General features: G+C 68.1%; 24 protein-coding genes. 13 read left to right on the top strand and 11 right to left on the bottom strand.

The genetic code is table 11. The annotated features are described in order from the left end of the window. Both RMO97_RS04600 and RMO97_RS04595 read right to left on the bottom strand, forming a co-directional pair. On the bottom strand, nucleotides 1-468 hold a 468-nt coding region (locus RMO97_RS04600; protein ID WP_310539363.1), incomplete at its 3' end, for an FAD-binding protein. After that, on the bottom strand, nucleotides 446-1,945 hold the full coding sequence (locus RMO97_RS04595; RefSeq protein ID WP_310539362.1) for an FAD-linked oxidase C-terminal domain-containing protein: 1,500 nt from the start codon (nucleotides 1,943-1,945) through the stop codon (nucleotides 446-448). The genes RMO97_RS04595 and RMO97_RS04600, both read right to left, overlap by 23 nt. Before the next feature lie 122 nt (nucleotides 1,946-2,067). On the opposite strand from RMO97_RS04595, the gene RMO97_RS04590 reads away from it, so the two are divergent. Genes RMO97_RS04590 through RMO97_RS04580 form a run of 3 tightly spaced genes read left to right on the top strand, consistent with a single transcriptional unit; the run spans nucleotide 2,068 to nucleotide 4,154 of the window. Further along, nucleotides 2,068-2,838, top strand: a complete 771-nt coding sequence (locus RMO97_RS04590; protein ID WP_310539361.1) for an SDR family oxidoreductase — start codon at nucleotides 2,068-2,070, stop codon at nucleotides 2,836-2,838. Nucleotides 2,839-2,848: 10 nt separating this feature from the next. Further along, nucleotides 2,849-3,418, top strand: a complete 570-nt coding sequence (locus RMO97_RS04585; RefSeq protein WP_310539360.1) for a hypothetical protein — start codon at nucleotides 2,849-2,851, stop codon at nucleotides 3,416-3,418. Between the two features lie 7 nt (nucleotides 3,419-3,425). Next, complete coding sequence (locus RMO97_RS04580) at nucleotides 3,426-4,154, top strand: dienelactone hydrolase family protein (RefSeq protein ID WP_310539359.1); 729 nt, start codon at nucleotides 3,426-3,428, stop codon at nucleotides 4,152-4,154. Nucleotides 4,155-4,274: 120 nt separating this feature from the next. On the opposite strand, the gene RMO97_RS04575 is transcribed toward RMO97_RS04580, so the two are convergent. The 4 genes from RMO97_RS04575 to RMO97_RS04560 form a co-directional block, all read right to left on the bottom strand. Then, the gene (locus RMO97_RS04575) at nucleotides 4,275-6,803 is read right to left on the bottom strand and encodes a TonB-dependent receptor (protein WP_310539358.1); all 2,529 of its coding nucleotides are present in this window, start codon (nucleotides 6,801-6,803) and stop codon (nucleotides 4,275-4,277) included. Nucleotides 6,804-7,201: 398 nt separating this feature from the next. Next, entirely contained in the window at nucleotides 7,202-8,458 is a 1,257-nt protein-coding gene (locus RMO97_RS04570; RefSeq protein WP_310539357.1) for a cytochrome P450, read from the bottom strand. Nucleotides 8,459-8,531: 73 nt separating this feature from the next. Then, nucleotides 8,532-9,818 carry an MFS transporter gene (locus tag RMO97_RS04565; protein ID WP_310539356.1) on the bottom strand — a complete coding sequence of 429 codons (1,287 nt, stop codon included), beginning with the start codon at nucleotides 9,816-9,818 and terminating at the stop codon, nucleotides 8,532-8,534. A gap of 82 nt (nucleotides 9,819-9,900) precedes the next feature. Then, a complete protein-coding gene (locus RMO97_RS04560) occupies nucleotides 9,901-10,731 on the bottom strand; it encodes a 2-keto-4-pentenoate hydratase (RefSeq protein ID WP_310539355.1) in 831 nt (276 codons plus the stop codon). 117 nt (nucleotides 10,732-10,848) lie between these two features. Here RMO97_RS04560 and RMO97_RS04555 point away from each other — a divergent pair, with 117 nt between their 5' ends. Together RMO97_RS04555 and RMO97_RS04550 are read left to right on the top strand one after the other, a co-directional pair. After that, nucleotides 10,849-12,180, top strand: coding sequence for a pectate lyase (locus RMO97_RS04555; RefSeq protein WP_310539354.1), 1,332 nt, complete (start codon nucleotides 10,849-10,851; stop codon nucleotides 12,178-12,180). 100 nt (nucleotides 12,181-12,280) lie between these two features. After that, entirely contained in the window at nucleotides 12,281-13,321 is a 1,041-nt protein-coding gene (locus RMO97_RS04550; RefSeq protein WP_310539353.1) for a LacI family DNA-binding transcriptional regulator, read from the top strand. Between the two features lie 187 nt (nucleotides 13,322-13,508). Here RMO97_RS04550 and RMO97_RS04545 read toward each other — a convergent pair whose 3' ends face one another. Both RMO97_RS04545 and RMO97_RS04540 read right to left on the bottom strand, forming a co-directional pair. Next, nucleotides 13,509-13,898, bottom strand: a complete 390-nt coding sequence (locus tag RMO97_RS04545; protein WP_310539352.1) for a PIN domain-containing protein — start codon at nucleotides 13,896-13,898, stop codon at nucleotides 13,509-13,511. 3 nt (nucleotides 13,899-13,901) lie between these two features. Continuing rightward, entirely contained in the window at nucleotides 13,902-14,141 is a 240-nt protein-coding gene (locus RMO97_RS04540; protein WP_310539351.1) for an AbrB/MazE/SpoVT family DNA-binding domain-containing protein, read from the bottom strand. Nucleotides 14,142-14,426: 285 nt separating this feature from the next. Here RMO97_RS04540 and RMO97_RS04535 point away from each other — a divergent pair, with 285 nt between their 5' ends. From RMO97_RS04535 to RMO97_RS04510, 6 genes are all read left to right on the top strand, one after another. Then, nucleotides 14,427-15,659, top strand: a complete 1,233-nt coding sequence (locus RMO97_RS04535) for a cytochrome P450 (RefSeq protein WP_310539350.1) — start codon at nucleotides 14,427-14,429, stop codon at nucleotides 15,657-15,659. Between the two features lie 186 nt (nucleotides 15,660-15,845). Further along, nucleotides 15,846-17,384 (top strand): cryptochrome/photolyase family protein, encoded by a 1,539-nt coding sequence (locus tag RMO97_RS04530; RefSeq protein ID WP_310539349.1) that lies wholly within the window; start codon nucleotides 15,846-15,848, stop codon nucleotides 17,382-17,384. Further along, nucleotides 17,381-17,530, top strand: a complete 150-nt coding sequence (locus tag RMO97_RS04525; protein WP_310539348.1) for a DUF2256 domain-containing protein — start codon at nucleotides 17,381-17,383, stop codon at nucleotides 17,528-17,530. The genes RMO97_RS04530 and RMO97_RS04525 overlap by 4 nt, the downstream gene beginning before the upstream one ends. Nucleotides 17,531-17,629: 99 nt before the next feature. After that, entirely contained in the window at nucleotides 17,630-18,241 is a 612-nt protein-coding gene (locus RMO97_RS04520) for a CDP-alcohol phosphatidyltransferase family protein (protein ID WP_310539347.1), read from the top strand. 80 nt (nucleotides 18,242-18,321) lie between these two features. After that, nucleotides 18,322-19,134 (top strand): DUF1499 domain-containing protein, encoded by an 813-nt coding sequence (locus tag RMO97_RS04515; RefSeq protein ID WP_310539346.1) that lies wholly within the window; start codon nucleotides 18,322-18,324, stop codon nucleotides 19,132-19,134. A 13-nt stretch (nucleotides 19,135-19,147) separates the two neighbouring features. Next, nucleotides 19,148-20,254 carry an FAD-dependent oxidoreductase gene (locus RMO97_RS04510; RefSeq protein ID WP_310539345.1) on the top strand — a complete coding sequence of 369 codons (1,107 nt, stop codon included), beginning with the start codon at nucleotides 19,148-19,150 and terminating at the stop codon, nucleotides 20,252-20,254. Here the strand turns inward: RMO97_RS04510 and RMO97_RS04505 are convergent. Then, on the bottom strand, nucleotides 20,238-21,662 hold the full coding sequence (locus tag RMO97_RS04505) for an FAD-dependent oxidoreductase (RefSeq protein WP_310539344.1): 1,425 nt from the start codon (nucleotides 21,660-21,662) through the stop codon (nucleotides 20,238-20,240). The two genes, RMO97_RS04510 and RMO97_RS04505, sit on opposite strands and share 17 nt — an antisense overlap. Continuing rightward, nucleotides 21,659-22,375 (bottom strand): TVP38/TMEM64 family protein, encoded by a 717-nt coding sequence (locus RMO97_RS04500; protein ID WP_310539343.1) that lies wholly within the window; start codon nucleotides 22,373-22,375, stop codon nucleotides 21,659-21,661. The genes RMO97_RS04505 and RMO97_RS04500 overlap by 4 nt, the downstream gene beginning before the upstream one ends. Before the next feature lie 219 nt (nucleotides 22,376-22,594). On the opposite strand from RMO97_RS04500, the gene RMO97_RS04495 reads away from it, so the two are divergent. Together RMO97_RS04495 and RMO97_RS04490 are read left to right on the top strand one after the other, a co-directional pair. After that, on the top strand, nucleotides 22,595-24,259 hold the full coding sequence (locus RMO97_RS04495) for a class I adenylate-forming enzyme family protein (RefSeq protein WP_310539342.1): 1,665 nt from the start codon (nucleotides 22,595-22,597) through the stop codon (nucleotides 24,257-24,259). A gap of 25 nt (nucleotides 24,260-24,284) precedes the next feature. Continuing rightward, complete coding sequence (locus RMO97_RS04490) at nucleotides 24,285-24,728, top strand: hypothetical protein (RefSeq protein WP_310539341.1); 444 nt, start codon at nucleotides 24,285-24,287, stop codon at nucleotides 24,726-24,728. 24 nt (nucleotides 24,729-24,752) lie between these two features. On the opposite strand, the gene RMO97_RS04485 is transcribed toward RMO97_RS04490, so the two are convergent. Continuing rightward, on the bottom strand, nucleotides 24,753-25,997 hold the full coding sequence (locus tag RMO97_RS04485; RefSeq protein WP_310539340.1) for an MFS transporter: 1,245 nt from the start codon (nucleotides 25,995-25,997) through the stop codon (nucleotides 24,753-24,755). Nucleotides 25,998-26,147 lie beyond the last annotated feature (150 nt).

The following is a 26,147-nucleotide window of genomic DNA, read 5'->3' as shown; positions in this document are numbered from 1 at the left end:
GCCGAGGGAGCCGGCCATCAGCCGAAAGGCGTCAAAGCCAGCCACGTTCTTGAACACCGTGCCGCCGAACCGCAGGACCTCACCCTGAGCGTTCATCAGCCGGGCGCCCAGCACATAGTCGCGCAGCGGACCCACGAAGGGCCGGCGGGGGCCTGAGAGGCCTGTCGCCACCGCGCCGCCGAGCGTGCCGGCGGGGCCGAACACCGGGGGTTCGAAGGCCAGCATCTGGTGCTCGCCGGCCAGCAGGGCCTCGATCTCCGACATCGGTGTCCCGGCCCGCGCGGTGATCACCAACTCGCTGGGGTCATAGTCCACGACGCCGCTGTGCCCGGCCAGCGACAACAGCTCAGCCTCGACGGGACGACCGTAGAAGGCGCGCGTCCCGCCGCCCTGGAGGCGGAATGGGCCGCCGGCGCGGACGCGCTCGGCGATGGCCTCGGTCAGGTCAGAACCGGGGGAGGTGCGCAAACGGCAGTTCCCCATGGTGGATGTGCATGCCGCCGAACTCGGCGCAGCGGGCGAGCGTCGGGATGGCCTTGCCGGGATTGAGCAGGCCCTTGGGATCGAAGGCGGCCTTCAAGGCGTGGAAGGCGTCGATCTCGGCGCTGCTGAACTGGACGCACATCTGGTTGATCTTCTCGCGGCCCACCCCGTGCTCGCCGGTGATGGTGCCGCCCACCGAGACGCAGAGCTCCAGGATCGCGCCGCCCAGAGCCTCGGCGGCGTCCTGGTCGCCCTCCTTGGCCGCGTCATAGAGGATCAACGGGTGCAGGTTGCCGTCGCCGGCGTGGAAGACATTGGCCACCGCCAGGCCATGGACCTCCGACAGCCGGCTGATCTCGGTCAACACCTGGGGCAGGGACCGCCGGGGGATGGTGCCGTCCATGCAGTAGTAGTCGGGCGCGATCCGCCCCACGGCGGCGAAGGCGCCCTTGCGCCCGGCCCAGAACCGCCGGCGTTCGTCCTCGTCCCGGGCGTGGCGGACCTCGGTGGCCCCGCAGCCGGAGAGCAAGGCCGAGACCCGGGCGATCTCCTCGGCCACGTCGGGTCCCGCGCCGTCCAGTTCGCAGAGCAGGATGGCGGCGGCGTCCTTGGGATAGCCCGCGAGAGCGAAGTCCTCGGCGGCCCGCAGGGCCGGGCCGTCCATCATCTCCAGCCCCGCCGGAATGACCCCCTCAGCGATGATCTCGGCGACCGCCTGGGCGGCGACCGCCACATCGTCGAAGGCCGCCAGCAGCACCTGGGTGGTCTCGGGCAGGGGGGTCAGCTTGACGGTGATCTCGGTGACCACGCCCAGCAGCCCCTCGGACCCGGTCATCAGGGCCATCAGGTCGAAGCCCGGCGCGTCATAGGCGTCGGAGCCCAGGTGCAGCACCTCGCCCTCCAGGGTCACCATCTGCAGCTTCAGCAGGTTGTGCACCGTCAGGCCGTACTTCAGGCAGTGCACCCCGCCGGCGTTCTCGGCGACATTGCCGCCGATGGAGCAGGCGATCTGGGAGGAGGGGTCGGGGGCATAGAACAGGCCGAGGTGTGCGACGGCCTCGGAGATCGCCAGGTTGCGCACGCCGGGCTGCACGCGTGCGGTCCGCGCCTGGGCGTCCACCTCCAGTATGCGGCTGAACTTGGCCAGGCTCAGCAGCACGCAACCGGGATAGGGCAGGGCCCCGCCCGACAGGCCGGTGCCCGCCCCACGCGCCACCACCGGGACGCCAAGCGCCGAACAGACCCGCAGGATCGCCTGCACCTGTTCCACGCTCTCGGGCAGGGCGACGACGGCCGGCAGAGAGCGGTAGGCGGCCAGGCCGTCTGTCTCGTAGGGCCGCAGGGCCTCGAGCTTGGTCTTGAGGTTCTCCGGCGGCAACAGCGGGCTGAGCGCCGCGATCAGGCGCGCGGGATCGACGGGCGGGAAATCGGCGTCGAGGCGGGCGTCGAACTGATCGAGCATCACCCTTCTTGGTCCGGGCGCCGCACGGGCGTCAATCACTTGGAACGCCCAGGTCAGAAAGACCTCGCGGCGGGCCCTGCCCGCGCTAGAAAGGTCGCAACAAACAAACCGGGAGATAGGCCATGGATCTGCAACTCAAGGGCAAGACGGCGGTGGTCACCGGCGCGACGCGGGGCATCGGCCGGGCGATCGCCGACCTGTTCGCCGAGGAGGGCGCCAATGTCGCCATCTGCGCCCGCAACGCCGACCAGGTGGCCGAGACGGTCGCGGCCCTGAAGGCCAAGGGCGTCAACGCCTGGGGCGAGGTGGTCGACATCGCCGACGGCCCGGCCCTCAAGGCCTTCGTCACCAAGGCCGGCGAAGCCCTGGGCGGCATCGACATCCTGGTCTCTAACGCCAGCGCCCTGGTCCAGGGCGCGCGGGAGTCCGACTGGAAGGCGATGTTCGACATCGACCTGATGGGGGCGGTCAACGCCTATGAGGCGGCCAAGCCCTTCCTGGAGAAGGCGGCCGAGGAGAAGGGCGACGCCTGCATGGTCATCACCTCCTCGGTCTCCGCCGCCGAGGCCTCCAGCGCCTCGGCCTATGGCGCCATGAAGGCCGCCCAGATCCACTACGCCAAGGGTCTCGCCAAGGAGGGCGCCGCCAAGCATGTGCGCTGCAACGTGGTCTCGCCGGGCACGGTGTTCTTCGAGGGCGGGGTCTGGGGCAATGTGAAGGCGGGCATGCCGGCCTTCTTCGAGCAGATGATCAAGCGCAACCCGACCGGCCGCATGGCGACCCCGGAGGAGGTGGCCGCGGCCACCGTGTTCCTGGCCAGCCCGCGCTCGGCCTTCACCACCGGCATCAACATGCTGGTGGACGGCGCCATCAGCGCCCGTGTGAACTACTAGGACCAAGGCCATGGCCTACGACTACTATTCCCTGACCCTGGGCCGTGAGCGCACGGCCCAGAAGGCGCTCTCCGATCACCTGCGCGGGGCTATGGGCGCAGAACTGGTGGCGGTGTTCGCGCCGGTCCTGGGCTTCGCCTCTGACACAGCCCTGGTGCTGGTGAAGGATGCTGGCGCCGCCATCGCCTCGGCACCGGGCGTGGTCGCCTCCGAGCACCACAGCCTGACGTCCACCCTTCGGCCGACGGACGATGTCCCGCCCATGGCCGGCGGCATCTATGTGCACAACTGGTTCACGATCGACGCCGACGCGGTGGACGAGTTCGTGCGCCTGTCGGGCGAGGCCTGGCCCGACTTCGAGGCCCGCTTCGAGACGAAAATCTTCGGCCTGTTCCTGGCCGCCGAGAGCGCCGCCGACCGGGTCAGCGGCGCGCGCCGTCTGCTGCTGATCACCCGCTACCGGGATCTCGGCGAGTGGCAGACCTCCCGCGACCCGAGCTCGGCGGCGATGCAGGTCTTCGCCCGACGCCGCCAATTGACCCGGGTGTCGCTCGCCCGCGCCTGCCAGCTCATCCCCTGAGGACGCCATGATCGAACAGACCGTCGAGATCGTCACCCCGCACGGGGCGACCACCACCTTCATCGTCCACCCGGAGCGGGACGGACCGCACCCTGTCATCCTGTTCTACATGGACGCCCCGGCGATCCGCGAGGAGCTGCGCGACATGGCCCGGCGGTTGGCGAGCGCCGGCTACTACGTGGTCCTGCCCAACCTCTATTATCGGGCTGGCGTGCTGGAGCTGGGCGGCTTCGCCACCGAGGCCGATCGTGCCCGCATGTTCGAGTTGATGGCCTCCATCAACATCCCGCTGATCATGTCCGACACCGCCGCCCTGTTGACCTATATCGACAGCGACCCGGCGGCCCGGAAGGGCCCCATGGGGGCGGTGGGCTACTGCATGAGCGGCCAGTACGCCATCAACGCGGCGGCCTACTATCCCGACAAGGTCAAGGCGGCGGCCTCCATCTATGGCGTCTCCCTCGTCACCGACGACCACGACAGTCCCCACCTGGCCGCCCAGAAGGTCCAGGGCGAGGTCTATTTCGCCTGCGCCGAGATCGACGCCTATGCGCCGCTGGAGATGGTGGAGGCCCTGGCCCAGTCGGTGACCGCCAACGGGGTCAACGGCGAGGTCGAGCTCTATGCCGGAGTCCACCACGGCTTCGCCTTCCCCCAGCGGCCCGCCTACGACAAGACCGCCGCCGAACGCCACTGGGAGCGCCTGCTGGCGCTGTTCAAGCGCAATCTGGGCTAGAGCGTCTCTGATAGAAGCGACGCGGCCATACCGAGCGGGTTAGCTCGAATTGTCTTTATGCCACGAAAAAGGGCGGCGCTATTTCTAGCGCCGCCCAAATTGTCGTTCTCAGTCTGCAGCTTAGAAGCGGTACTGGATTTCCACGCCGTAGGTGCGCGGGAAGTTCAGCTTCAGCGTCTGCCGTTGAACGCCGCTCGAGGCCGGCGAGCCGATGGCCGAGCTCTGGATGGCCACCTCGTCTGTCACGTTCTTGACATAGCCGATGATGGTGAAGCGATCTTCGGAGTCCTTCCAAAGAGCCCGAAGGTCGGCCACCGTGTTGGAGGGCGAGAGATAGCCGTCCTGTGCGAAGATCGTGCTCTGCTGGTCCCCCGTATAGGTGGCCGTCGCGCCGAGCGTCAGGCTGCCCGGCTCAAAGACGAAGGTGTAGTTGGCGCCGAGGTTGAACTTGTGCTCAGGCGTCAGGGGCAAGTGATTGCCCACGAGGGTCTGCGGACGGCTGCCATTGGGCAGGACGACGCCAGTCGGACGTGCGCCGGCCTTCAAAGCCTTCGGATCAGCGGTGTCGACGAAGCAGCAACCGGTCTGCAGTTCGGTGTTCAGATAGGCGTAGCTGCCGAAGATCGAGAGATTTTCGATCGGCGCCCACTGCGCTTCAATTTCCACGCCCCAGTTGATGGAGTCGAGGTTCAGGAACTGCGTGCCCGTCGAGCCGGTCGTCGAGTTCAAGACCACGGTGAGCGGTGTCTGGAAGCCCTTATAGTCGGCGTAGAAGATCGACGAGTTCAACTGGACGCGGCCGCCGAAGGTCTTCTTCAAGCCCACCTCATAGTTGTCCACGTATTCCGGCTCGGCATAGGGGAACGGCGACAGGCCATTGGAGGCGATCCAGCCTCCCGACTTGTAACCGCGGCTGTAGCGGGCGTAGCCGTTGGTGTCGGAGTCGGGCTGCCACTGCAGACCGATCGTCCCGGACCAGGCCTGATAGTCGGCCGCCATCTTGCGGCTTAGGCCGCCAGTCGCCACCTGGGTCAGGTTCGCATAAAGCGGATTGGCGAGGCAGGTGGCGATGGTCGGGCCGCCGCAGACCACGAAGGTGGTGAAGTCGACAGCGAGGTCACCGGCCGCAGCCAGCGGCACGCCGCCGGACCGAAGCACGGTCGTGGTGGTCGGGCTGCGGGAAACATACCGGGCGAAGTCGGTGCCGGTCTTGTCATCGGTGGTGTAGCGCAGGCCGGCCTGGAGGGTGAGGCTCTCCGTCAGCTTGTATTCGATCTGTGCGAAGGCGGCGTAGGAGTCGACCTGTAGGGTGCCGTCAACCAACAGGTAGTTGCCGTTCGGGTTGGGCGCTGCTGGGCCGCCGGTCGCCAGGTTGATCGGGTTCTGAACCGTCGGATCTCCGAGGACGCGCAGGCCCTGCGGCTGGGAGTATTCCTGGTGATACTGATAGATGCCGCCGATCCAGGACAGCGGGCCATCGCTGTTGGACGAGAGGTTGATTTCATTCGACCACCACTTCTGCTTCTCCTGGTAGAAGAAGCGCTCGCGAGGCGAGACGTTGCTGGCGGTATAAGCGCCAAACGGCGTGGCCGCTGAAACGTTGAACAGACCCGCCCTTGAGGAGCGATCCTCGTCGCCGTTGGTATTGTAGACGTAGGCTTGGTAGCCGGCGATGTACTTCAGGGTCGCCCAGCCCATATCCCAGGTCATGTCGAAGTTCAGGCGGTGGTGATCGGAGAGCTTGCCCTCCATCGTGTCGTTCATCGCGATGGTGTAGCGGTCGGCGATCGAGGGATTGACGCCGGCGAAGCCCAGAGTCGGGTTGTAGTAGAGCGCCGAGTTGCCCAGCCCCGTGATGGAAGTGGTGTCGAAGGGGTTCACCACGGCCTCGTGGATGTTGCCCACGCCGTAGCTGTCGTCCCAGTCGATCTTTCGGTAGCTGAGGCGGGCGGTGATATTCTCGCCGAGGTCCGCTTCGATCTGGGCGTCGATCAAGTAGCGCTTCACGGCGCTGGTGTCGCCGCCGGGGCCGTTGTTGTGGATATAGCCTTCGTCACGGCGTTCCAGCGAACCGCCGATCGAGTATCGCAGGCCGTCGGTGATCGGACCGCGCAGCAGGGCCTGGGTCGTCCAGGCGCCATAGTTGCCGACCGAGGCGCGAACTTCGCCGTTAAAGGTGTCCGTGGGGCGCTTGGAGATGATGTTCATCGCCCCGCCGATGGAGTTGCGCCCATAGAGCGTGCCCTGGGGACCCCGCAGAATTTCCGTCCGCTCGATAAACAGCGACGGCGTCGAGGCATCAGACATCGAGTTCGAGAAAATGCCGTCCGAATAGAGTGCGACCGAGGGATCGGTGCCGATGGCGTTGGTCAGGCGGCCGAAGCCGCGGATCGAAATCCGGTCGTTGTTGGTGTAGGCCATGCTGGGGCTGACGCGCGCCAGGTCCTCGACGGTGGCGACACCCAGGAGGTCGCGCTTTTCGCTGGTGTAGGCGGTGATCGCCACCGGCACGTCCTGCAGGCTGGCCTCACGCTTTTCAGCGGTGACCACCAGTTCCTCGATCATGGTGCCGGCGCCCGCTTGCGCCATGGCCGAGCCGGCCGAAGCCAGAGCGACGGCGGAGACGCCGGCTACCAGCGCGCTCCGCATAAGCAGAGAATTCCTCATCCTAGTACCTCCCAACGCGTCCGGAGCTCTTGTACGGCTCTCGGCGGCAATACTTGGAGATAGCAGACTCGAACGACGTTCGGATAGAGACGAATTTATGTGTAAATTCAATGTTGCACTTGACCTTGGGTAACCATCTCACCCGGTGACAGTTGAAAATTCACCATATTATTGTGCGGCCACGCCAATAAAACAACGTTCTAACAATCCTCATCTTAATGCGGCTGGGAAATGACGGAACGATGTTATTCGAACCTGATCGCGTGCAAGCCCGACCGCGAAAGGGATTTAAGCCAGCGGGCAGGCGTGACAGCAAAACGCCGCCCCCATCTCGAGGGGCGGCGTGATTATTGCGCGATACTGTCAGAAATCGGCACTGATCAATAACGGGTGGGGATGATCACCTTCATGCTCTCATACCCCTTCACGAAGCTGGAATAGACCCGCTTCGGTTCGCTGACGACCTGGATGTCGGGGAAACGGGCCAGGATTTCTTCCCAGATGATCTTCAGCTGAAGTTCGGCCAGACGGTTGCCCACGCAGCGGTGGATGCCGAAGCCGAAGGAGATGTGCTGACGGGGACGCTCGCGGTCGATGATGTAGGCGTTCGGGTTCACGATCACCTCGTCGTCGCGGTTGCCCGAGACGTACCACATGACGACCTTGTCGCCGGCCTTGATGGTCTTGCCGCCGATCTCGAAGTCGCGGGTGGCGATGCGGCGCATGTGGGCGAGCGGGGTCTGCCAGCGGATGGTCTCGGAGACCATCGAGGGGATCAGGCCCGGGTTCTCCCGCAGCTTCTTGTACTGGTCGGGGTTCTGGTTCAGGGCCAGGACCGAGCCGGTGATGGTGTTGCGGGTGGTGTCGTTGCCGCCGACGGTCAGCAGCACGATGTTTCCGAAGTACTCGCGGGGCTCCATGTTCCGGGTGGCCTCGCCGTGGGCCAGCATGGAGATCAGGTCGCCGGCCGGCGGCGCGTTGACCCGCTCGTTCCACAGCTTGGTGAAATAGCCGTGGTACTCGACGAAGATCTCCATCTTCTGCTCGATGGTGTCGATCAGGCCCTGGCCCGGCGCCGCGGTCACCACGTCAGACCAGTAGGTCAGCTTGCGGCGGTCTTCCTGCGGCATGTCGAACAGGGTCGCCAGGGTCATGGCGGTCAGTTCCATGGAGACCTTGTCGACCCAGTCGAACTCCTCGCCGATCGGCAGGCTGTCGAGGATCTTGCAGGCGCGCTCGCGGATCAGCGGCTCCAGGATCGCCAGATTCATCGGCGAGACCGCCGGGCTGACGGTCTTGCGCTGCACGTCGTGCTTGGGCGGGTCCATGGCGATGAACATCGGCAGGGGGCCTTCGCCGGCCGTCTGGTTGGCGATGGTGATGCCGCCCTCGGAGGAGAAGGCCTCGTGGTTGGTGTCCACGGTCATGATGTCGTTGTACTTGGTGATCGACCAATACGGGCCGAACTCGTGCTCGGCGGTGTAGTGGACCGGGTCTTCCTTGCGCAGGCGCTCGAAGATCGCCCAGTGCGCGTCCTGCCGGAACAGTTCCGGCTGCGCCGGATTCAGCAGTTCCAGGGGGGTGGCGTAGACCTTCGCGCGCACGTCGCTGTTGAGGTCGATCGATCCGTCGCTCATTTCCGTTCCTCCGGTTGCCCTGGCATTGGAGGAAAATGACGCCTGCGTCAACTTGAGATGGCGCCGCCCCCGCCTAGACCTTGGCCGGGGCCATCTTCGGCGAGAGCAGGTGCACGGCCAGCAGGGCCAGGAAGTAGATGCAGCCGCAGACCGCGAAGATCGGGCCATAGCCCCCGGCCGACTCCAGCACCTGGCCCACCGACTTGGCCATCACCATGCCGCCGATGCCGCCCAGCATGCCGCCGATGCCGATGACCGAGCCCACGGCGCTTCGGGGGAAGACGTCGCCGGGCAAGGTGTAGAGATTGGCCGAGAACGCCTGATGCGCGGCGGCCACGAGGCCGACCACGGCGGTCGCCGTCCACAGGTCGTCTATCTGGGTGATGAAGAAGTAGGGAAGGGTGGCGAAGGCGCAGACCAGCATGGTCATCTTGCGCGAGACGTTCAGGCTGCGCCCGGCCTTCATCAGCCGTGAAGACATCCAGCCGCCGCCGACGCTGCCAACGTCGGAGATCAGATAGACCGCCGCCAGCATCAGGCCGAATGTGGTGACGTTGAGGTCGAAGGTCTTCTTGAAATAGTCGGGCAGCCAGAACAGCAGCATCCACCAGACCGGATCGATCAGGAACTTGCCGAGCGCGTAGGCCCAGGTCTCGCGCTTGGTGGCCACCTTCAGCCAGCTGACCTTCTGGTCGGAATCCTCGGGGTCGGAACGGATGTGGGCGAGCTCGGCGGCGTTGACCTTGGGCTCCTTTTCCGGCGACCGGTACATGACCAGCCAGGCCACGATCCACAGCATGCCGATGACGCCGGTGATGATGAAGGCCGCGCGCCAGCCGTAGGCCAGCATGATCATGGGGGCCACCAGGGGGGTGATCACCGCCCCGATATTGGCGCCGGCGTTGAAGATGCCGGTGGCGAAGGCGCGCTCCTTCTTGGGGAACCACTCGGTGACGGCCTTGACCCCGCCGGGGAAGTTGCCGCCTTCACCCACACCCAGCAGGACCCGGACCAGGAAGAACTGGTTGAGCGTGCTGGCGCCGGCGTGGGCGATATGGGCCAGCTGCCAGATGATGAAGGCCGTGGCGTAGCCGATCTTGGCGCCCACCCGGTCCACGAAGGCCCCGAACAGCAGGTAGGAGGCGGCATAGGCCGCCTGGAAGTAGAAGACGATGTCGGCGTAGTCGGTCTCGCTCCAGCCCATCTCGTCGGACATGAAGGGCTTGAGCACCCCCAGCATCTGCCGGTCGACATAGTTGATCACCACGGCGGTGAAGAGCAGGGCGCAGATCACCCAGCGGCGGCGCGTCATCTTGCCGTCCGCCGTGGCGGCGGGGCCGGTGTCGGTGGTGGTGGTCATGGACAGGACGCCCTTCTGTTTCTTCGCCTTGGCGACATCTCTTGAACCCCCGCGCCGTCGCCTAGCGCGGGAGATTGTCGCGTCAGGTCGCGGGCTTGGCCGGATAGGCCGCGCACGCGATCTCGCCGGAGCGCTCGAAGCGCACGGCGCCCTTCTGGCCCGCGGCGATGTCATGGATGCCGGCCGCCGCGCCGGTGCAGATGTACATGCCGGCCTTCAGCGGACGTCCGCGCCGGGCGACGTGTTCGGCCAGGAAGCGGATGGATTCCACGGGCCCGCCCGGCAGGATGAAGGCGCCGCCCTGGCCCACGATCTTGCCCTCGATCACGGTCTCGCAGCGCAGGTCCTCCAGCCGGCGCTCGCGCCAGTCGGCGATCTCCGCCCCCACCATCAGGCCGGCGTTGTTGCCGAAGTCGGAGACCACCACGGTGGGGCCCAGGAGGTTGATGCTGGCCAGCGGGCTGCCGGCGGGCTCCATGCCCATGTGCAGGGCGCCGATCAGGTCGGCGGCCTCCTGCAGGGTCCAGGTCAGCTTGTCGGCCGGGGCGTCGAAGGCGATGCGCGCCACATACTCAGCCTCCACGGCCGCGAACCCACCTTCGAAGACCGGGAAGGGGGTCACCTCGCCGGGCCTCACATGCCACAGCGATTTGGCGAAGATCGGGCCGCAGATGCGGTTGCTGTTCAGGCGTTGCTCGTGTTCGGGAGGCACCCGTCCGACCTTCCAGCCGGCCACCTCGTCAGGCCAGAGCGCGAGCGCCGCCTCCTGCACGCGGTAACCGGTGGCGAGGTCGCTGGGCACGGGGCCGGGGAAGTCTGGAAGGGCGGCGGCCGACAGGCGCGCGCGCACGAACCGCGCCGCCACGTCGTCCGTGGGAAAGCCATCGGCCGTGCTTGCCGCCGGAACGCTCACGCGGAATCGCCTCCCCACTCCCTCGCCCTCGAAAGGCGCTGTTGTCTCTAGAGGAAACCGGTGTCATTTTCAAATCAAGTCCCAAATTCGCAATTTTCGGGCGTCAGGGAGAACCTCATGGGCATCCGTCTCGCCATCGCCGCGGCGCTTTTCATCCTGCTGGCCGCCGGCGCCGGCCAAGCCGCAGAGCCCCTGGCCTTTCCGGGCGCGCAGGGCTGGGCGGCGACAACGCCCGGCGGGCGCGGCGGGCGGATCATCAAGGTCATGAGCCTGGCCGGCGCCGGCCCCGGCTCCTTGCGCGAGGCCGTGGAAGCCAAGGGACCGCGCATCGTGGTCTTCGAGGTGGGCGGGGTGATCGACCTGGATCGCAAGACCATCAAGGTCACCGAGCCCTTCCTGACCATCGCGGGCCAGACGGCGCCCTCGCCGGGCGTCACCCTGATCCGCGGCGGCATGGACATCGGCGGCCACGACGTGGTGATCCAGCACATCCGCGTGCGCCCCGGCGAGGCCGGTCAGGCCAAGAAGAGCGGCTGGAACGAGGACGCCATCTCCACCGCCGGCGCGGCCTGGAACATCATCATCGACCACTGCACCCTGACCTGGGCCAGCGACGAGAACCTCTCGGTCTCAGGTCCCCGCTTCACCGGAAACACGCCCCAGGAATGGCGCGCGGGCACCAGCCGACGCATCACCTTCTCCAACAACATCATCGCCGAGAGCCTGGCCCACTCGACCCACGACAAGATCGAGCATTCCAAGGGCACCCTGGTCCACGACAACGTCACCGACCTGCTGATCGTGGGTAATCTGTACGCCCACAATTACGAGCGCAGCGCGCTGTTCAAGGGCGGGGTCCACGCCGTGATGGCCAACAACCTGATCTACGACCCCGGCCAGCGCGCGGTGCACTACAACCTGCAGGCCGAGGAGTGGGGCAACCGTCCCTTCCAGGTCGGCAAGATCGTGGCGGTGGGCAACGCCCTGCGGGCCGGCATCGACACCCCGGTCGACCAGATCGCCTTCTTCCAACTCGGCGGCTATGGCGACGTGGAGTACTACGCCCGCGACAACATCGCCGTGGACCGCATCGGACGGCCGCTGCCCATGCTCGGGCGCTACACCACCTCGCCGGCCAGGATCATCGAGGTGAAGACCGCGCCGGTCTGGCCGCCGGGCCTCAAGCCCATGGCCGCCGCCGCCGTGCAGCAGAGCGTGCTGATGACCGCCGGCGCCCGGCCTTGGGACCGGGACTATGACGACGTCCGCCTGATCGCCGACGTGGCCGAGGGGCGGGGCCGGATCATCGATTCCGAGAACGACCTGCACGGCTATCCCACCCAGACCCCCACCCGGCGGCCCTTCAATGAGGGCGACTGGAACCTGGAGGACATGACCTCCAGGCGGCCCGAGGTGCTGGACTCCGGGACCAAGGCGCGGGGCACCTAGAGGTCAGCTTGTCGGCCCGATCCCACCCCCGACAGGTCCGCTTGGCGCGACGGCGCGGCGCAGGTTATGACACCGGGACAGGAATGAGGACATTTCCCCCGTGGCGGCACGCGACCCAGGCTCCGACAAGACCAAGCGGCACACCATCAATGACGTCGCCCGCCTGGCCGGGGTGTCGAAGAAGACCGTCAGCCGGGTCATCAACGAGAGCCCCTTCGTCAAGGAGGAGACCCGCAAGGCGGTTCTGGAGATCATGCGCGAGACGGGCTACGTCCCCGACCCGCAGGCCCGCGGCCTGGCCTTCCGCCGCGCCTTCCTGGTGGGGCTGATCTACGACAACCCCAACCCCCAGCACACCATCAGCCACCAGCAGGGCCTGCTGGACGCCATGGCCGGCTCGGGCTTCGAACTGGTGGTCCGCCCGGTGGACCGCAATTCGCCCCGCCTGCTGGCCGACATGCGCGACTTCGTGGAGCGCCAGAAACTGTTCGCCGTGGTCCTGCCCTCGCCGGTCTCGGAGGACGAGAAACTGGCCGCCCTGCTGCGCGAGCTGGACGTCCCCTATGTGAGGATCGGCTCGGTGGCCCTCGACGAGCCCGACCGCATGCTGGTCAGCCACGACGGCCGCGGCGCGGCCCAGGCTGCGCGCCACCTGGCCGACCTCGGCCACACCCGCATCGCGCTGATCTCCGGCCCCCCCACCTTCCGCTCTTCGATTGAGCGCAAGAAGGGCTTCGAGGAAGGTTTGGCCGAGGCCGGCCTGACGCTCTCCCCAGACCTCGCCAAGATCGGCGCCTACACCTATGAGAGCGGCGTCAACGCCGCCCTGGAGCTGTTCGCCCTGGAGGCCCGCCCCACGGCCATCTTCTGCCTCAACGACGAGATGGCCACCGGCGTCTACACCGCCGCCCGGGAAGCTGGCCTGCGCATTCCCGAGGACGTCTCGGTGGTGGGCTACGACGACGCCCCCATCGCCGTGCGCCTCTGGCCCCCCATGACCTCGGTGCGCCTGCCCCTGCGGGACATGGGCCGGATGGCCGGCGAAATGCTGGTGCCCAACGCCCTGCGCGAGAAGCGGGCCGACGCGCACGAGGTGCAGCCGCAGCTGGTGGTGCGGGAGTCTACGGGGAAGGTGGGGTAGGGGGACTTGGCGCCGAACATCCCAAGCCCGTCATCCTAGGCCTTGTGCCTAGGACCCCTGTCTCCGATCCATGGGCGCCGCAGGGTGTAGTGGCGCGGTTGAGGCTTTGACCTGCATCGCGATGCCCGTCGACAGAGGGGTCCTAGGCACAAGGCCTAGGATGACGGGGGAGGGGATGGGCCGCGGCTCACCAGGCCAGCAGGTCGAGCCCTGGCACGTCCTGGAAGTCCGCCGGGTTCTGGGTGACCAGGGTGGCGCGGTGGACCAGGGCCTGGGCCGCGATCATCCGGTCCAATAGCTTGCGCCGCGAATAGCCGGCGCTCTCGACAATGACCCGGTAGGCGTCGGCCGCCGCGTCGTCGAAGGCCAGGACCGGAAGCGCCGCCAGGATCGCGTCCAGGCGCGGGCGGCGCAGGCCCGCCTGGGATGGATCGCGATACACCCCGCCCTCGAGCTCCACGCGGCTGACGATCGACATAAGGATGGCGCCGTCCAGGGCCGAGACCCGGTTGGTGACGGTCGGGTCGCCGTCGCGCAGGCCGATCAGGACATTGGTGTCGAGCAGGAAGGCGGCCACGGCTCAGAGGCCGGGCCGCTCGGGCAGCTCCTCGACATCGCGGACCTCGATCTCGCGGGGCGCGGGGAGCGCCGCTAGGGTCTTGACCAGATCGCCGATGGGCGGCCGGCTCGGAAAGATGGTCAGCACGTCGCCGGAACGGATGATGGTCAGCTCGACCTCGCGCCCGAAGGCCACGCCCTTGGGTAGACGAACCGCCTCGCTATTGCCGCTTCGGAAGGTCCGGCTGTCGGCGATGGTCATGGCGATGGTCTCCGTGATCACGAGTATATACGGCAGCTGAGGCGTGGGTTCAAGACACACCACCGCCACGTCCTTCATCCTAGCCTTGGCCTAGGACAGTGCGTTTGTGCCCGCTCCCAGCTCCCGACGGCGTTAAATGCACCGCAATTTCGCAGGCGTTGGGCGCGATGTGTATCCTGCAGTGTCACCGCAACGCCCACGATCTCTGTCTCGGACGACACGCCGATGCGGGCCTTTCGTGTGGTAAGATTCCGGGAACATGCCAGACGATGAAGAGGGACGACCATGGCCGAAACGCCGCCGCCGAGCCTGCTGCAGCTGACACCGCTTAACCCGGCCTTCCGTGACGATCCGCACGTGCTGCTTGACGCGCTACGCACGCAGAGCCCTGTGCATCGCGACGACATGGCCGGCGTCTTCATGGTCTCCCGCCACGCCGATGTCCGGGCGCTGGTGTCTGACCGCACGCTGTGGCGCGATCCGCTGCACGCCGAGGAAGCCTCCATGATGCAGAGGCGGTTGCTCGAGAACTACGATCCCGCCACGCCGCGCTCGCACTCCACCAGCATCCTGATGCTCGACGATCCCGACCACGCCCGCGTGCGCGGGCCGCTGACGCAGGCGCTCTACGCGCGGGTTGCGAAATTCCGGCCGGAGATCGAGCGCATCGTGAAGGAATCGCTCGACCGGCTCGACGGCCGCGACAGCTTCGACCTGATGGACACCTTCTGCGTGCCGATCCCGATCGACGTCATCGCCGCCATCCTGGGTGTCGATCATTCCCGCCTCGGTGATTTCCGCACGTGGTCCGAAGACGTGATCCAGTCGCTGAACCCGATGCGCACGCCGGAAGCCACGGTGCGGATGGAAAAGGCCAGCGAGGCGCTGAACGGCTATTTCACGGAGATGCTGCAGGCCCGCCGCAAGGCGCCGCAGGACGATCTGATCTCCGACATGACGCGGCTGCAGGCGCAGGGCGCGAACCTCTCCGACGAGGAGCTGCGCATTAACCTGACCGCGCTGCTGGTCGGCGGCAATCTCACCACCACCGATCTTATCGGCAACGCCGTGCGCCTGTTCCTGCTCAACCCCGGCGAGCTGGCCAAGCTGCGCGCCGATCCGAGCCTGATCAACGCCGCCGTCGAAGAAGTTCTGCGCTACGAGCCGCCGGTGGACATCACCGCCCGCATCGCGTCGCGCGACATGGCCGTGGGCGTCTGTCCCGTAAAGGCGCACCAGTCGCTGATCATGTCGCTGCGCGGCGCCAACCGCGATCCCGCCGCATTCGACGATCCGCACCGCTTCGATATCACGCGCAAGCACGTGCCGCATGTCGCGTTCGGCGGCGGTGCGCACATCTGCATCGGCGCGCCGCTTGCGCGGTTGGAGGCGCAGGTGGCGCTGCTGCGCCTGTTCGAACGCTTCCCGAACCTGCGTTTCGCGGAGCCGGACGCGAAGCCGGCGTGGCGCTCGCTGCCCTTCTTCCGAGGCCTGGAAAAGCTTGAACTGCGCCCCTGACAACCCGTTCAACTTGGGGGCGTCAGGACCGGGTTGGCGGGCTGTTCGAGATAGGGGACAGGCGCACCGTTCCCCGGTAGGTAGGCGTTTCGTTTTCCTTCCCCGCGAGCCGCCATGGTCCCTGATTTCGCCCACGAGGCGCCGCCGCTCCCGCGCGCCCTGACCGGCCAAGCCACCTAGCGTCCCGTGACCGTTCTGCGCGTCATCCTCGGCGACCAGCTCTCCACCCGCTTGGAGGTCGTCGCCGGCGCCGACAAGGCGCGCGACGTTTTCCTGATGGCCGAGGTGATGGCCGAGGCGTCCTATGTGAACCACCACGTCAAGAAGATCGCCTTCCTGTTTTCGGCCATGCGCCACTACGCGGCGGCGCTGCGGGCGGCGGGGTACCAGGTGCGGTATGTGGCGCTGGAGGACGACGGCAACAGCCAGAGCCTGGAGGGCGAGATTCTGCGGGCGGTGGCGGAGCTGGTGCCTGAGCGGGTGGCGGTCACCGAGCCGGGGGAGTGGCGGCTGCGGGAGGGGTTTGAGGCGTTGCGGCTGGCCCTGCCGGTGGAGCTGGAGATCCTGCCCGACACGCGGTTCCTGTGCTCGCACGATGCGTTCAACGCCTGGGCCGGGGACCGGCGTGAGCTGCGGATGGAGTACTTCTACCGCGACATGCGCAGGCGCCACGATGTGCTGATGGAGCCGGACGGCAAGCCGGCCGGGGGCCGCTGGAACTTTGATGCGGAGAACCGCAAGCCGCCCAAGGCGGGGCTTACGTCCCCGCGGCGCCTGAGTTTCAAGAAGGACGCCATCACCCGCGAGGTGTTGGAGCTGGTGCGGCGGCGGTTCCCGGAGGGCTACGGCCGGCTGGAGCCTTTCCACTTCGCGGTGACCCGGCGCCAGGCCTTGCGGGAGCTGGACCACTTCATCGCCCACATTCTGCCGGGGTTCGGCGACTATCAGGACGCCATGCTCCGGGGCGAGCCGTGGCTGCGCCACTCCCTGCTGGCGGCCTATATCAATGCGGGCCTGCTCTATCCGCTGGAGGTGTGCCGCAAGGCCGAGGCCGCCTGGCGCGAGGGCCATGCGCCGCTGAACGCCGCCGAGGGGTTCATCCGCCAGATCCTCGGCTGGCGGGAGTTTGTGCGCGGGGTCTACTGGCGGTTCATGCCGGGCTATCTGGAGCAGAACGCGCTCGCGGCCCACGAGTCGCTGCCCTGGTTCTACTGGAGCGGCGAGACGCGCATGGCCTGTGTGCGCGAGGCCCTGGCCCATACCCATGACCACGCCTATTCGCACCACATCCAGCGGCTGATGATCACCGGAAACTTCGCCCTGTTGGCGGGCCTGGCGCCCAAGGCGGTGCACGAGTGGTACCTGGCGGTCTATGCCGACGCCTATGAGTGGGTCGAGGCGCCCAATACGCTGGGCATGGCCCTGCACGCCGATGGCGGGGTGCTGGCCTCCAAGCCCTATGCCGCCAGCGGCGCCTATATCCGCAAGATGAGTAACTACTGCCAGGGCTGCGCCTATGACCCCACCGTGGCGGTAGGGGAGCGGGCGTGCCCGTTCAACGCGCTCTATTGGGACTTCATGGCGCGTCATCGCGAGCGGTTCAGCCGCAACGTCCGCATGCCCTTCGTCTACGCCACCTGGGACAGGATGGGGCCGGCGCGGCAGGCGGGACTGCGCGACCAGGCCCAGCGGCACCTGACCGCCATGCGCGAGGGGACCCTGTGAAGGGCGTCGCCAAGGGCGACCTACCCACCAAGACCTGCCTGGTCTGCAACCGACCGTTCACCTGGCGGAAGAAGTGGGCGAAGGTGTGGGACGAGGTGCGCTACTGCTCGGAGGCCTGCCGCGGGCGGCGAAGCGGGGGAACCTGACGGGGCCTGCCAAGGCCGGGCCTCACGAGGCCAGCGGGGGTATTATACTTGCCATACGTGCGTCGCCCGTCGCGCACCTCTCAGGATAGGGCCTCTGCGGTGTTCGATTCAAAGCTGCGACCGTTGATCGATCCGCCGCTGAACCGCCTGGGGCTGGCCCTGGCGCGGCGGGGGATCACGGCCGACCAGGTGACGGTGGCCGGCGCGGTGGCGGGTGGGCTGGCGGGTCTGGCCATCGGATTGCAGCATCCGCTGGTGGGGCTGGCGCTGATCGCGCTGAGCCGGCTTCTGGACGGCCTGGACGGGGCGATCGCGAGGGCCACCCGGCCCACGGACTTCGGCGGCTATCTCGACATCCTGTGCGACTACGTCTTCTACCTGGCCGTACCCCTGGGGTTCGGGTTCGCCGAGCCGGCGCATCTGCCCTACGCCCTGGCCCTGGTGGCCAGCTTCACCCTGACCGCCGTGAGCTTCCTGGCCTACGCGACCTTGGCGGCCAAGCGCGGGCTGGAGAGCGTGAGCCACGGCGCCAAGAGCTTCTTCTACAGCACAGGCCTGGCCGAGGGCGCCGAGACCATCGCGGCCTTCACGCTGATGTGCCTGTTTCCCGCCGCGTTCCCGGTGATCGCCAGTCTGTTCACGGTCCTGTGCCTGCTCACCGTGGTTCAGAGGAGTCTGATCGCCCGGGCCGAGTTCCGGCAAGATCGCTAGATCGTACCGACTCGCTTGCCTGGTTGACGGCAGACCCTGTCGCCCTTCCAACTGCACTATGGAAACCCGGGGCCGAGATCATGAGACTTAACCTTGCGCGGCTGTCGCTGGCCGTTTCTCTGCTGATCCCCGTCTATTTCATGGCCGCGGCCCTGGGGGTGAAGTTCGGCCTGTGGCCCTGGCAATTCGGACTGGGGGTGCTGATCGCGAAGTTCGCCCTGCCGGTTTTGGGGATCGGCCTGGCCCTGGCGTTGATCGCCCTGATCGCCTGCCTGGTCCGCGCGCCCCGGCGGGGCTGGGTCATCGCCCTGGCGGCGTTGCTGATCCCGGCGCTGGGGGTCGGCTACCTGGCCACGGTGCGGGCGCGGGGTGCGGCCATTCCGCCGATCCACGACATCGCCACCAACGTGGTCGACCCGCCGATCCACTCGGCGAGGGTGCTGGCGGACCGCCAGGCGCAGGGGGCCAATCCGGTTAACGCGCTGAGTGCGAAGATGTCGACGCTGAAGCCCTATCAGGCGCCGCAGTTCGCGGCCCTGGGCCCACGGACCCTGGGCGAGGTGGGGCAGGCGGCCTATCCGACCGTCAAGACCCTGGCGGTGTCGGCGACCCCCGCCGCAACCTATGACGCCGCGCAGGCGCAGGCCCGCGCCGAGGGCTGGACGCTCGCGGCCGGTGCGCCGAGCTCGGGGGTGATCGAGGCGACGGCGGAGACCTTCTGGTTCGGCTTCAAGGACGACGTGGCCGTGCGTATTCGGCGCGCCCCCGACGGCGAGGGTTCGCTCGTCGATGTGCGCTCTACCTCGCGGGTGGGGCTGAGCGATCTTGGGGCCAACGCCGCCCGTATCGAGGCCTATCTGGCGGGGCTGTCGAAGCGGTTGCCGAAGGGGTGAGGTCCGACCGGCGGTGACGGGTGTCCGCAGGCTGGCCCTGGTGGGCGCGGGCCATGCGCATCTGCACGTCATCCACCACCTCGATCGACTGCGGGCGGCAGGTGTCGAGCCGACCCTGATCGCGCCGCCTCAGTTCCACTATTCGGGCCTGGCCACCGGCGTGCTCTCGGGCGCCCTCGAGGTGGCGGCGGCGCGCATCGACGTGGGGGCGCTGGCGGCGCGACTGGGGGTGGCTTACTTGGCCTGTGAGGCGTCGGACATCGACCTGGCCCGGCGGCGCCTGATCCTGGACGACGGGACAGAACACGAATTTGACCGGCTCTCCCTCAATGTGGGGAGCGTCACCCGAGACCGCCGGGGCCTGGCGGCGGATCCGGGCGTCTGGACCGCCAAGCCCCTGGACAGGCTGCTTGACCTCCGGAGCGCGATCGAAAGGTTCCTGCGGGCCAGGGGCCGCTCCCCCAGCGTCGTCGTGGCCGGGGGCGGACCGTCGGGATTTGAGATCGCCGCCGCGCTGGCCGGACTTCTGGAGCGTCACAGCATGGTTCCAGATGTGAGCCTGGTGGGCGCGGCGTCCGGCTGGGCGCCGGCGGCGGCGATCACCCGGCTGACGCGCTCCTTGGCTCGGCGCGGCGTGGTGATCCTGCCGGGCGAGGTCCTGGCGCGGGCGGGTGACCACTGCATGCTGTCAGAGGGCGCGCAGCGGCCCTGCGACATGTTGGTGCTGGCCACCGGCCTGAAGGCTGCGCCGATCGTCGCGGCCCTGGGATTGCCGCTGGACGGCCGCGGACGCCTGCGGGTCACACCCGAATTGCGGTCGATCAACGACGAGGGTGTCTTCGCCGCCGGCGACTGCGGCGTGATCGACCCTGAGCCGAGGCCGATGGCCGGCGTCTTCGGCGTGCGGGCCGCGCCGACCCTGTTGCGCAACCTCGCGGCGACAGCGGCCGGCGGCCTCGAGCCCTACCTTCCGCAGCGGCGCTGGCTTTCGATCATGGACCTTGGCGACGGCTCGGGCCTGGCGCTGCGCGGACGATGCTGGTGGCAGGGGCGCAGCGCCCTGTGGCTCAAGCGCCGCCTGGACGTCGGGTTTGTCGCGCGGGTCAGGCGAACCGCTTGAGGATCGACACCAGCATCCGTGTCCGGTCGGAAAACAGGGCCGGTGTGTACCACTGGCCGGCCAGCCGCTTGCCGATCTCGCTGCGGACCGGATAGGGCGCGATGGCGGAGGTCATCTGACTGAGTTTCAGCCGCGACGACAACATCAACGCCCAGATGTGAATGTGATCGCCGGCATGTCGCCCCACGATGGTGACGCCCAGCACCTTGCCCTTGCCGGTGGTGACCAGCTTGCCAAAACCGCGGGTGTCGCCCTCCGCCTGGGCGCGGTCGTTGTCGGTGAATTCAAACGTCTCGACCCGAATGCTGTCGCCGTGGGCCTTGCGCGCCTCGGCCTCATTGATCCCGATGGCTGCGAGTTCAGGGTCCGCATAGGTCACCCTTGGGACCTGTAGGTCGTCGGCGTCGACGGGCAGGGCGAAGATCGCGCGGCGGACCACCAGGCCCGCATGAGCGCCGGCCAGGTGGGTGAACTGGCCGCGGCCGGCGGCGTCCCCGACGGCGTAGACCCGACGGTTGCTGCTGCGCAGGGACTTGTCGGTTCGAATGCCGTCGCGGTCGTAGGCCACCCCCGCACGATCGAGGTCGAGCGTTTCCAAGGCCGGCTGGCGGCCCACCGCCACCAGCAGGTGGGAGCCTGTAATGGCGCGTTCGCCCGCCTCCGACTGCACGATGACCGTCGGCCCCGCCTCCACCCGCACGGCCTTGTGTCCGCCCAGCAGCTCGATCCCGTCGGCCTCGAGCTGGTCGATGACGACCTGGGCCGCGCCGCGGTCCTCGCGGCCGAGGACTTCGCCGGCCTCGATGATGACCACCTCGGCGCCCAGCCTGCGGAAGGCCTGGCCCAGCTCGATCCCGATAGGCCCGCCGCCAAGCACGATCAGCCGTTCCGGCAGCGCCTTCAGGTCGAACACTGTCTCGTTGGTCAGGTAAGGGACCTGATCGAGTCCCGGGATCGGCGGAACCGCGGCCCGCGACCCGGTGGCCACGACGATCTTGCGACCGACGACCCGGACGCTTTCGCTGGCCACGGTGCGGGCGTCCACGAACCGGGCGGATTCGCGCACCACGGTGACCCCCAAGCCTTCAAACCGAGACTGGCTGTCGACCGGGGCGATGGTGGCGATGGTGGCGTGCACGTGGGCCATCACGCGGGTGAAATCGACCGTCACGCCTTCCGTCGTCACACCAAGCCGGCCACCTGGGCGGGCGTCGTGGGCGGCGCTGGCGGCGGCGATCAGGGCTTTGGAGGGGACGCAGCCATAGTTGAGGCAGTCCCCACCCATCTCGCCCCTTTCGAACAGCACGACCTTCAGGCCGAGCTGGGCCGCGCCGGCGGCGACGGAAAGCCCGCCAGAGCCGGCGCCGATGACCACGATATCGGCCCGCATCTTTGCGATCTTGCTCATAGCGCCGGGCCCGATCTGGCGCGATGGCGCTGGAACAGGGTCGTCCCGAGGGAGAGGAGACCGAGGGCGACCAGCGGCAGCAGGATCTTCGGCTCGAAGATCACGCCCAGATCGGGGGTCTCTCCCCGGGCCAACAGTTCTCCGATGCCGGCGCCTATGCCGCTGTAGATGAAGGTGGCGGGCATGATGCCGAAGAACGTCGCCAGGGCGTAGGCTCGCAACGGCGCATGGGCCAGGGCGGCGGCCACGTTGACCAGCCAGAACGGGGCAAGAGGGATCAGACGCAGGGTCAGGATGTAGCCGAAGGCGCCCGCCTGAACACCGTCGATCACCGCCTTCAGGCGGCCCCCGGAAGCTTCCGCGCGATCCCGAAGCGTCTGGCCGAGGGAGGTCCTCACCGCATAGAAGACCAGCACCGCACCGATGGTGGCCCCGATGACCGTGGCGGCTCCGCCCAGCCAGGTTCCGAACAGGTATCCGCCCGTCAGGGTCAGGATGGTGGCGCCCGGCAGGCTGACCGCCGTGGCCACGGCATAGATCACCACGAAGGCCGCCAGGGCCAAGGGTAACCGCTCCGTCACCAGCTGACGCAGGGCGGCCTCATTGGCCTGGAGCGCTTCGAGGCTGATGTAGCGCGTGACCCCGCTGGCCAACATGGCGCCGACGGCGACCAGCAGCAGCAACAGGGGGAGATACCGTTTGACGTGGCCCATTGGATCTCCGGTGGCGCGTTGAACACCCCGTCATAGGCTATGCTGACGCTGTGATCGACTCATCGCAGCGCTTCGCCGCCCATAGGGCCCGCTATCGCGGCCTCACGGTCACCCGGCGGGCGCCCAAGGGCCACGCCGACTGGACATCGCTCTCGAACTCTGGCGCCTAGCGCGCACTTGGCTCGGCGTCAGTTCGGGCGACTTCAGGGATGTGAGACCGTGAACAGGATCGAGGCGCTGGCGCAGCTGACCGGCCAGGGGTTGCCCTATGAGCTGACGGAGATCGAGGCCCTCGGGCGCCGGGTGCGGGCGTTCGCCAATGCGCCGGTCAACCTGAGAGCCCTGTTCGAAGCCGGGCGGAGCGACCTGCCGTTTACCGTCTATGAGGATGAGCGGCTGACGTTCGAGCAGGCGTGGGCGCAGTCGCAGCGGCTGGCGGCGGCGATGGTCGCCGACTATGGCGTGGCCAAGGGCGACCGGGTCGCCATCTCCATGCGCAACTATCCGGAATGGATCCTGGGCTTCATGGCGGCCACCTCGATCGGGGCGATCGCGGTGGCGATGAACGCGCTCTGGCAGCCGCACGAGATGGAATACGGGCTGAAGGACTCCGGCGCCAAGCTGCTGCTGGCCGACCAGGAGCGGCTGGACCGGCTGGCCGCCTGTGAGGCGCACCCCGAGGGGCTGTCGGTGATCGCGGTGCGGGCGACGCAGGCGCTGGCGGCCGGCGTGCGGAGCTATGACGCGGTGATGGCCGGCGCGGGCGAGGCGCCCCCCGAGCGTGAAGTCGGCCCCGACGACGACGCCATCATGCTCTACACCTCAGGCTCGACCGGGCATCCCAAGGGGGCGGTCTCGACCCACCGCAACATCATGTCGGCCCTGCTGTCCTGGGAGCTGGACGCCCAGGCCGGCATGCTGGCCGGGTTCGCGCCGGTGGTCGGCGGACCCCAGCCGGCGGCGCTGCTGTCGATCCCGCTGTTCCACGTCTCGGGCCTGCACGTCAGTCTGCTGCAGAGCTTCCGCGCCCAGCGACGGCTGGTCTGCATGTACAAGTGGGACCCGGCCCGCGCCGTCGAGATCATCGAGCGCGAGAAGATCACCGGTTTCAACGGCCCGCCGGCGGTGACCGGCGACCTGGTGGAGATCGCGAGGCGGGAGGGCCGCGACCTCAGTTCGCTGATCGCCGTGGGCGGCGGCGGGGCGAGCCGCGCGCCGGAGCAGGTCCGCGCCATTGACAAGGCCTTCCCCAACGCCGCCCCCAATACCGGCTGGGGCATGACCGAGACCAACGCCATCGGCACGTCCATCGCCGGCGCCGACTACCTGGCCCATCCGGCCAGCTCGGGCCGGGTGTCAGGGGTGCTCGACATCCGCATCGTCGACGAGGCGGGCGTGGCCCAGCCGGCCAACACGCGCGGCGAGCTGCAGATCCGCGGCGCCTCGATCATGCGCGGCTACTGGAACCGGCCCGACGCCAACGCCGAGACCTTCGTCGACGGCTGGATGCGCACCGGGGACGTGGCTTATGTGGACGAGGACGGGTTCGTCTACATCGTCGACCGCATCAAGGACCTGGTGATCCGCGGCGGGGAGAACATCGGCTGCGGGTCGGTGGAGGCGGCGCTGCTGGAGCATCCCGAGGTGATCGAAGCCAGCGTCTACGGCGTGCCCGACGAACGCCTGGGCGAGGAGGTGGGGGCGACGATCTACGCCCGCTCAGCCCTAGATGAGGCCGAGCTGCGGGCCTTCCTGGAGCCTCGCCTGGCCCGCTTCGAAATCCCCCGATACGTCCACTTCGCCATCGAACCCTTGCCACGGATCGCCTCTGGCAAGATCCTGAAGCGGCAACTGCGGGACGAGGCGGCCGCGCGATGGGGCTGAGTCTCGCCTGGAGAAGGAGCCGCCGATGGTGAGGGCCGCCTGTCACTGTGGAGCCGTTCGGATCACCCTGGAGCCGGCGCCGGCCTGGGTGCTGGATTGCAACTGTTCGATCTGCCGACGCTACGGCGTGCTCTGGGCCTACCGCTCCGATCCTATCGGCAAGACCGAGCTCAGCGTGGAGCTCGTCCAGGGGGAGGACGCGGTTGAGGCCTATATCTGGGGCAACCGGTGGATCGGCTTCTGGCGCTGCAAGACCTGCGGCTGTGTCACCCACCACACCGCCCTGGACCAGCCCGAGACGATCCGCGCGGTCAACGCCCGCATGTTCGTGAACTTCGACCCCGCCAGCGTGACCATCCACCGGAGCGACAACGCCCATACCGGCGCCTTCTGGACCCGGCCAGACGCCCCGATCCGGAAGGGCGGCCAGCCCCCAATGGACTCGCCGGGGCCTGACGACTGGCGCTAGGGAGCGGCCCGCGCTGTCCCAGGCTCAGTCCCCATGCCGCGCGCGGCGGAAGGGGCTGGCGGCGAGGAAGAGGGTTACGGCCACGAAGCCCGCTATGGCGATCCAGAAGGTGGGGCGATAGCCCAGGGTGTCGGCCAGCCAGCCGCCCAGGGGCGCGCCGACCACGATCATGGCCCGGTTCAGGGAGCGCATGGTGGTGTTCATGCGGGCCTGCAGGGCGTCGGGCGTGACCGACTGTCGGTAACCCATCTCGTTGGCGTTGGAGGCGCCCATGGCCAGGCCGTAAAGACCTTGGCCGACCGCCAGCGCCACCAGGGTCCAGGTGCCGCCCGCGGCGGGCGCCAGCGCGATGACCGCCCACGCGACGGGCATCAGGGCGCGGCAGGCGATCACCGCCCCGCCGGCCCCCCAGGCGCGGCCGATCCGGGTCGCCAGCAGGCTGCCCACCAGGCCGGTCACCCCGGCGGCGGCCAGGGCGAGGCCGAGCTGAAAAGCGCTTAGCCTCAACTCCAGCAGGACGAAGGGCACGAAGACGGTGGTCAGCATGGCGTTGAACAGGAACCAGCCGTGGGTGCCGACCGCGAAGGGGCTGAGCACACGGTGGCGGTAGACGAAGGCCAGACCCTCGCCGATCTCTCGGCCCAGATGCGGGCGGGGGCCGGCGGCGGCGCGGCGCGGCTCCTCCACCGGAATGCGCCAGACCATCAGGGCGGAGACCAGGTAGGAGGCGGCGTCCAACAGCACGGCCAGGGGCGCGCTCACCGCGGTGACCAGGGCGCCGGCCACCGCCGGGCCGGAGGTCTGGGCCGCAGAGGCGCCCTGGTCCAGGCGGGCGTTTGCGGCCAACAGGAAGGGGGCGGGGACCAGGCGCGGCACGAAGGACTGGGACGCCGCGTCATTGAGCAGGGTCAGCACCCCGAACAGGGCCACGAACACCATCAGCAGCGGCAGGCTGAGCCAGCCCAGCCACCAGAGGGCCGGGATCGCGCCCAACAGCACGGCGCGGCCAAGGTCGGTCCCCACCAGCAGAGGCTTGCGCCGCCAGCGATCCACCAGGGCGCCGATGATCAGGCCGAGCGCCAGATAGGGCAGCCACCTCGAGGCGTTCATCAGGCCGACATCGGTGGCGCCGCCCTGCAGGGTCACCACCACCATAACCTGCAGGGCCAGGGTGGTGATGTAGGTCCCGAACTCCGAGACGGTCTCGGCGCTCCAGAAGGCCAGGAAGCCGGGAAGGCGGAAGACGTCGCGAGCTTTTGAACCGTTCATCCTGCCGCCGCTCCCCAGACGCGCCGCTATCTTAGGGCTGTGGCCTTCGCTAGGGCCAGGGGTTGGCCCGGAATCAGGGTCGACAGGGCCACCAGGAAACGCCTAGGTTGTACCTGCGGTGCGTAGGCCGCGCTTAGAGCCGGGGGCCTT

Origin of the sequence: Phenylobacterium sp., from assembly GCF_031425575.1 — a bacterium.
GTDB lineage: Bacteria > Pseudomonadota > Alphaproteobacteria > Caulobacterales > Caulobacteraceae > Phenylobacterium.
Note: the sequence above shows the minus strand (reverse complement) of the source record. Positions and strands in the feature narration are given on the sequence as shown.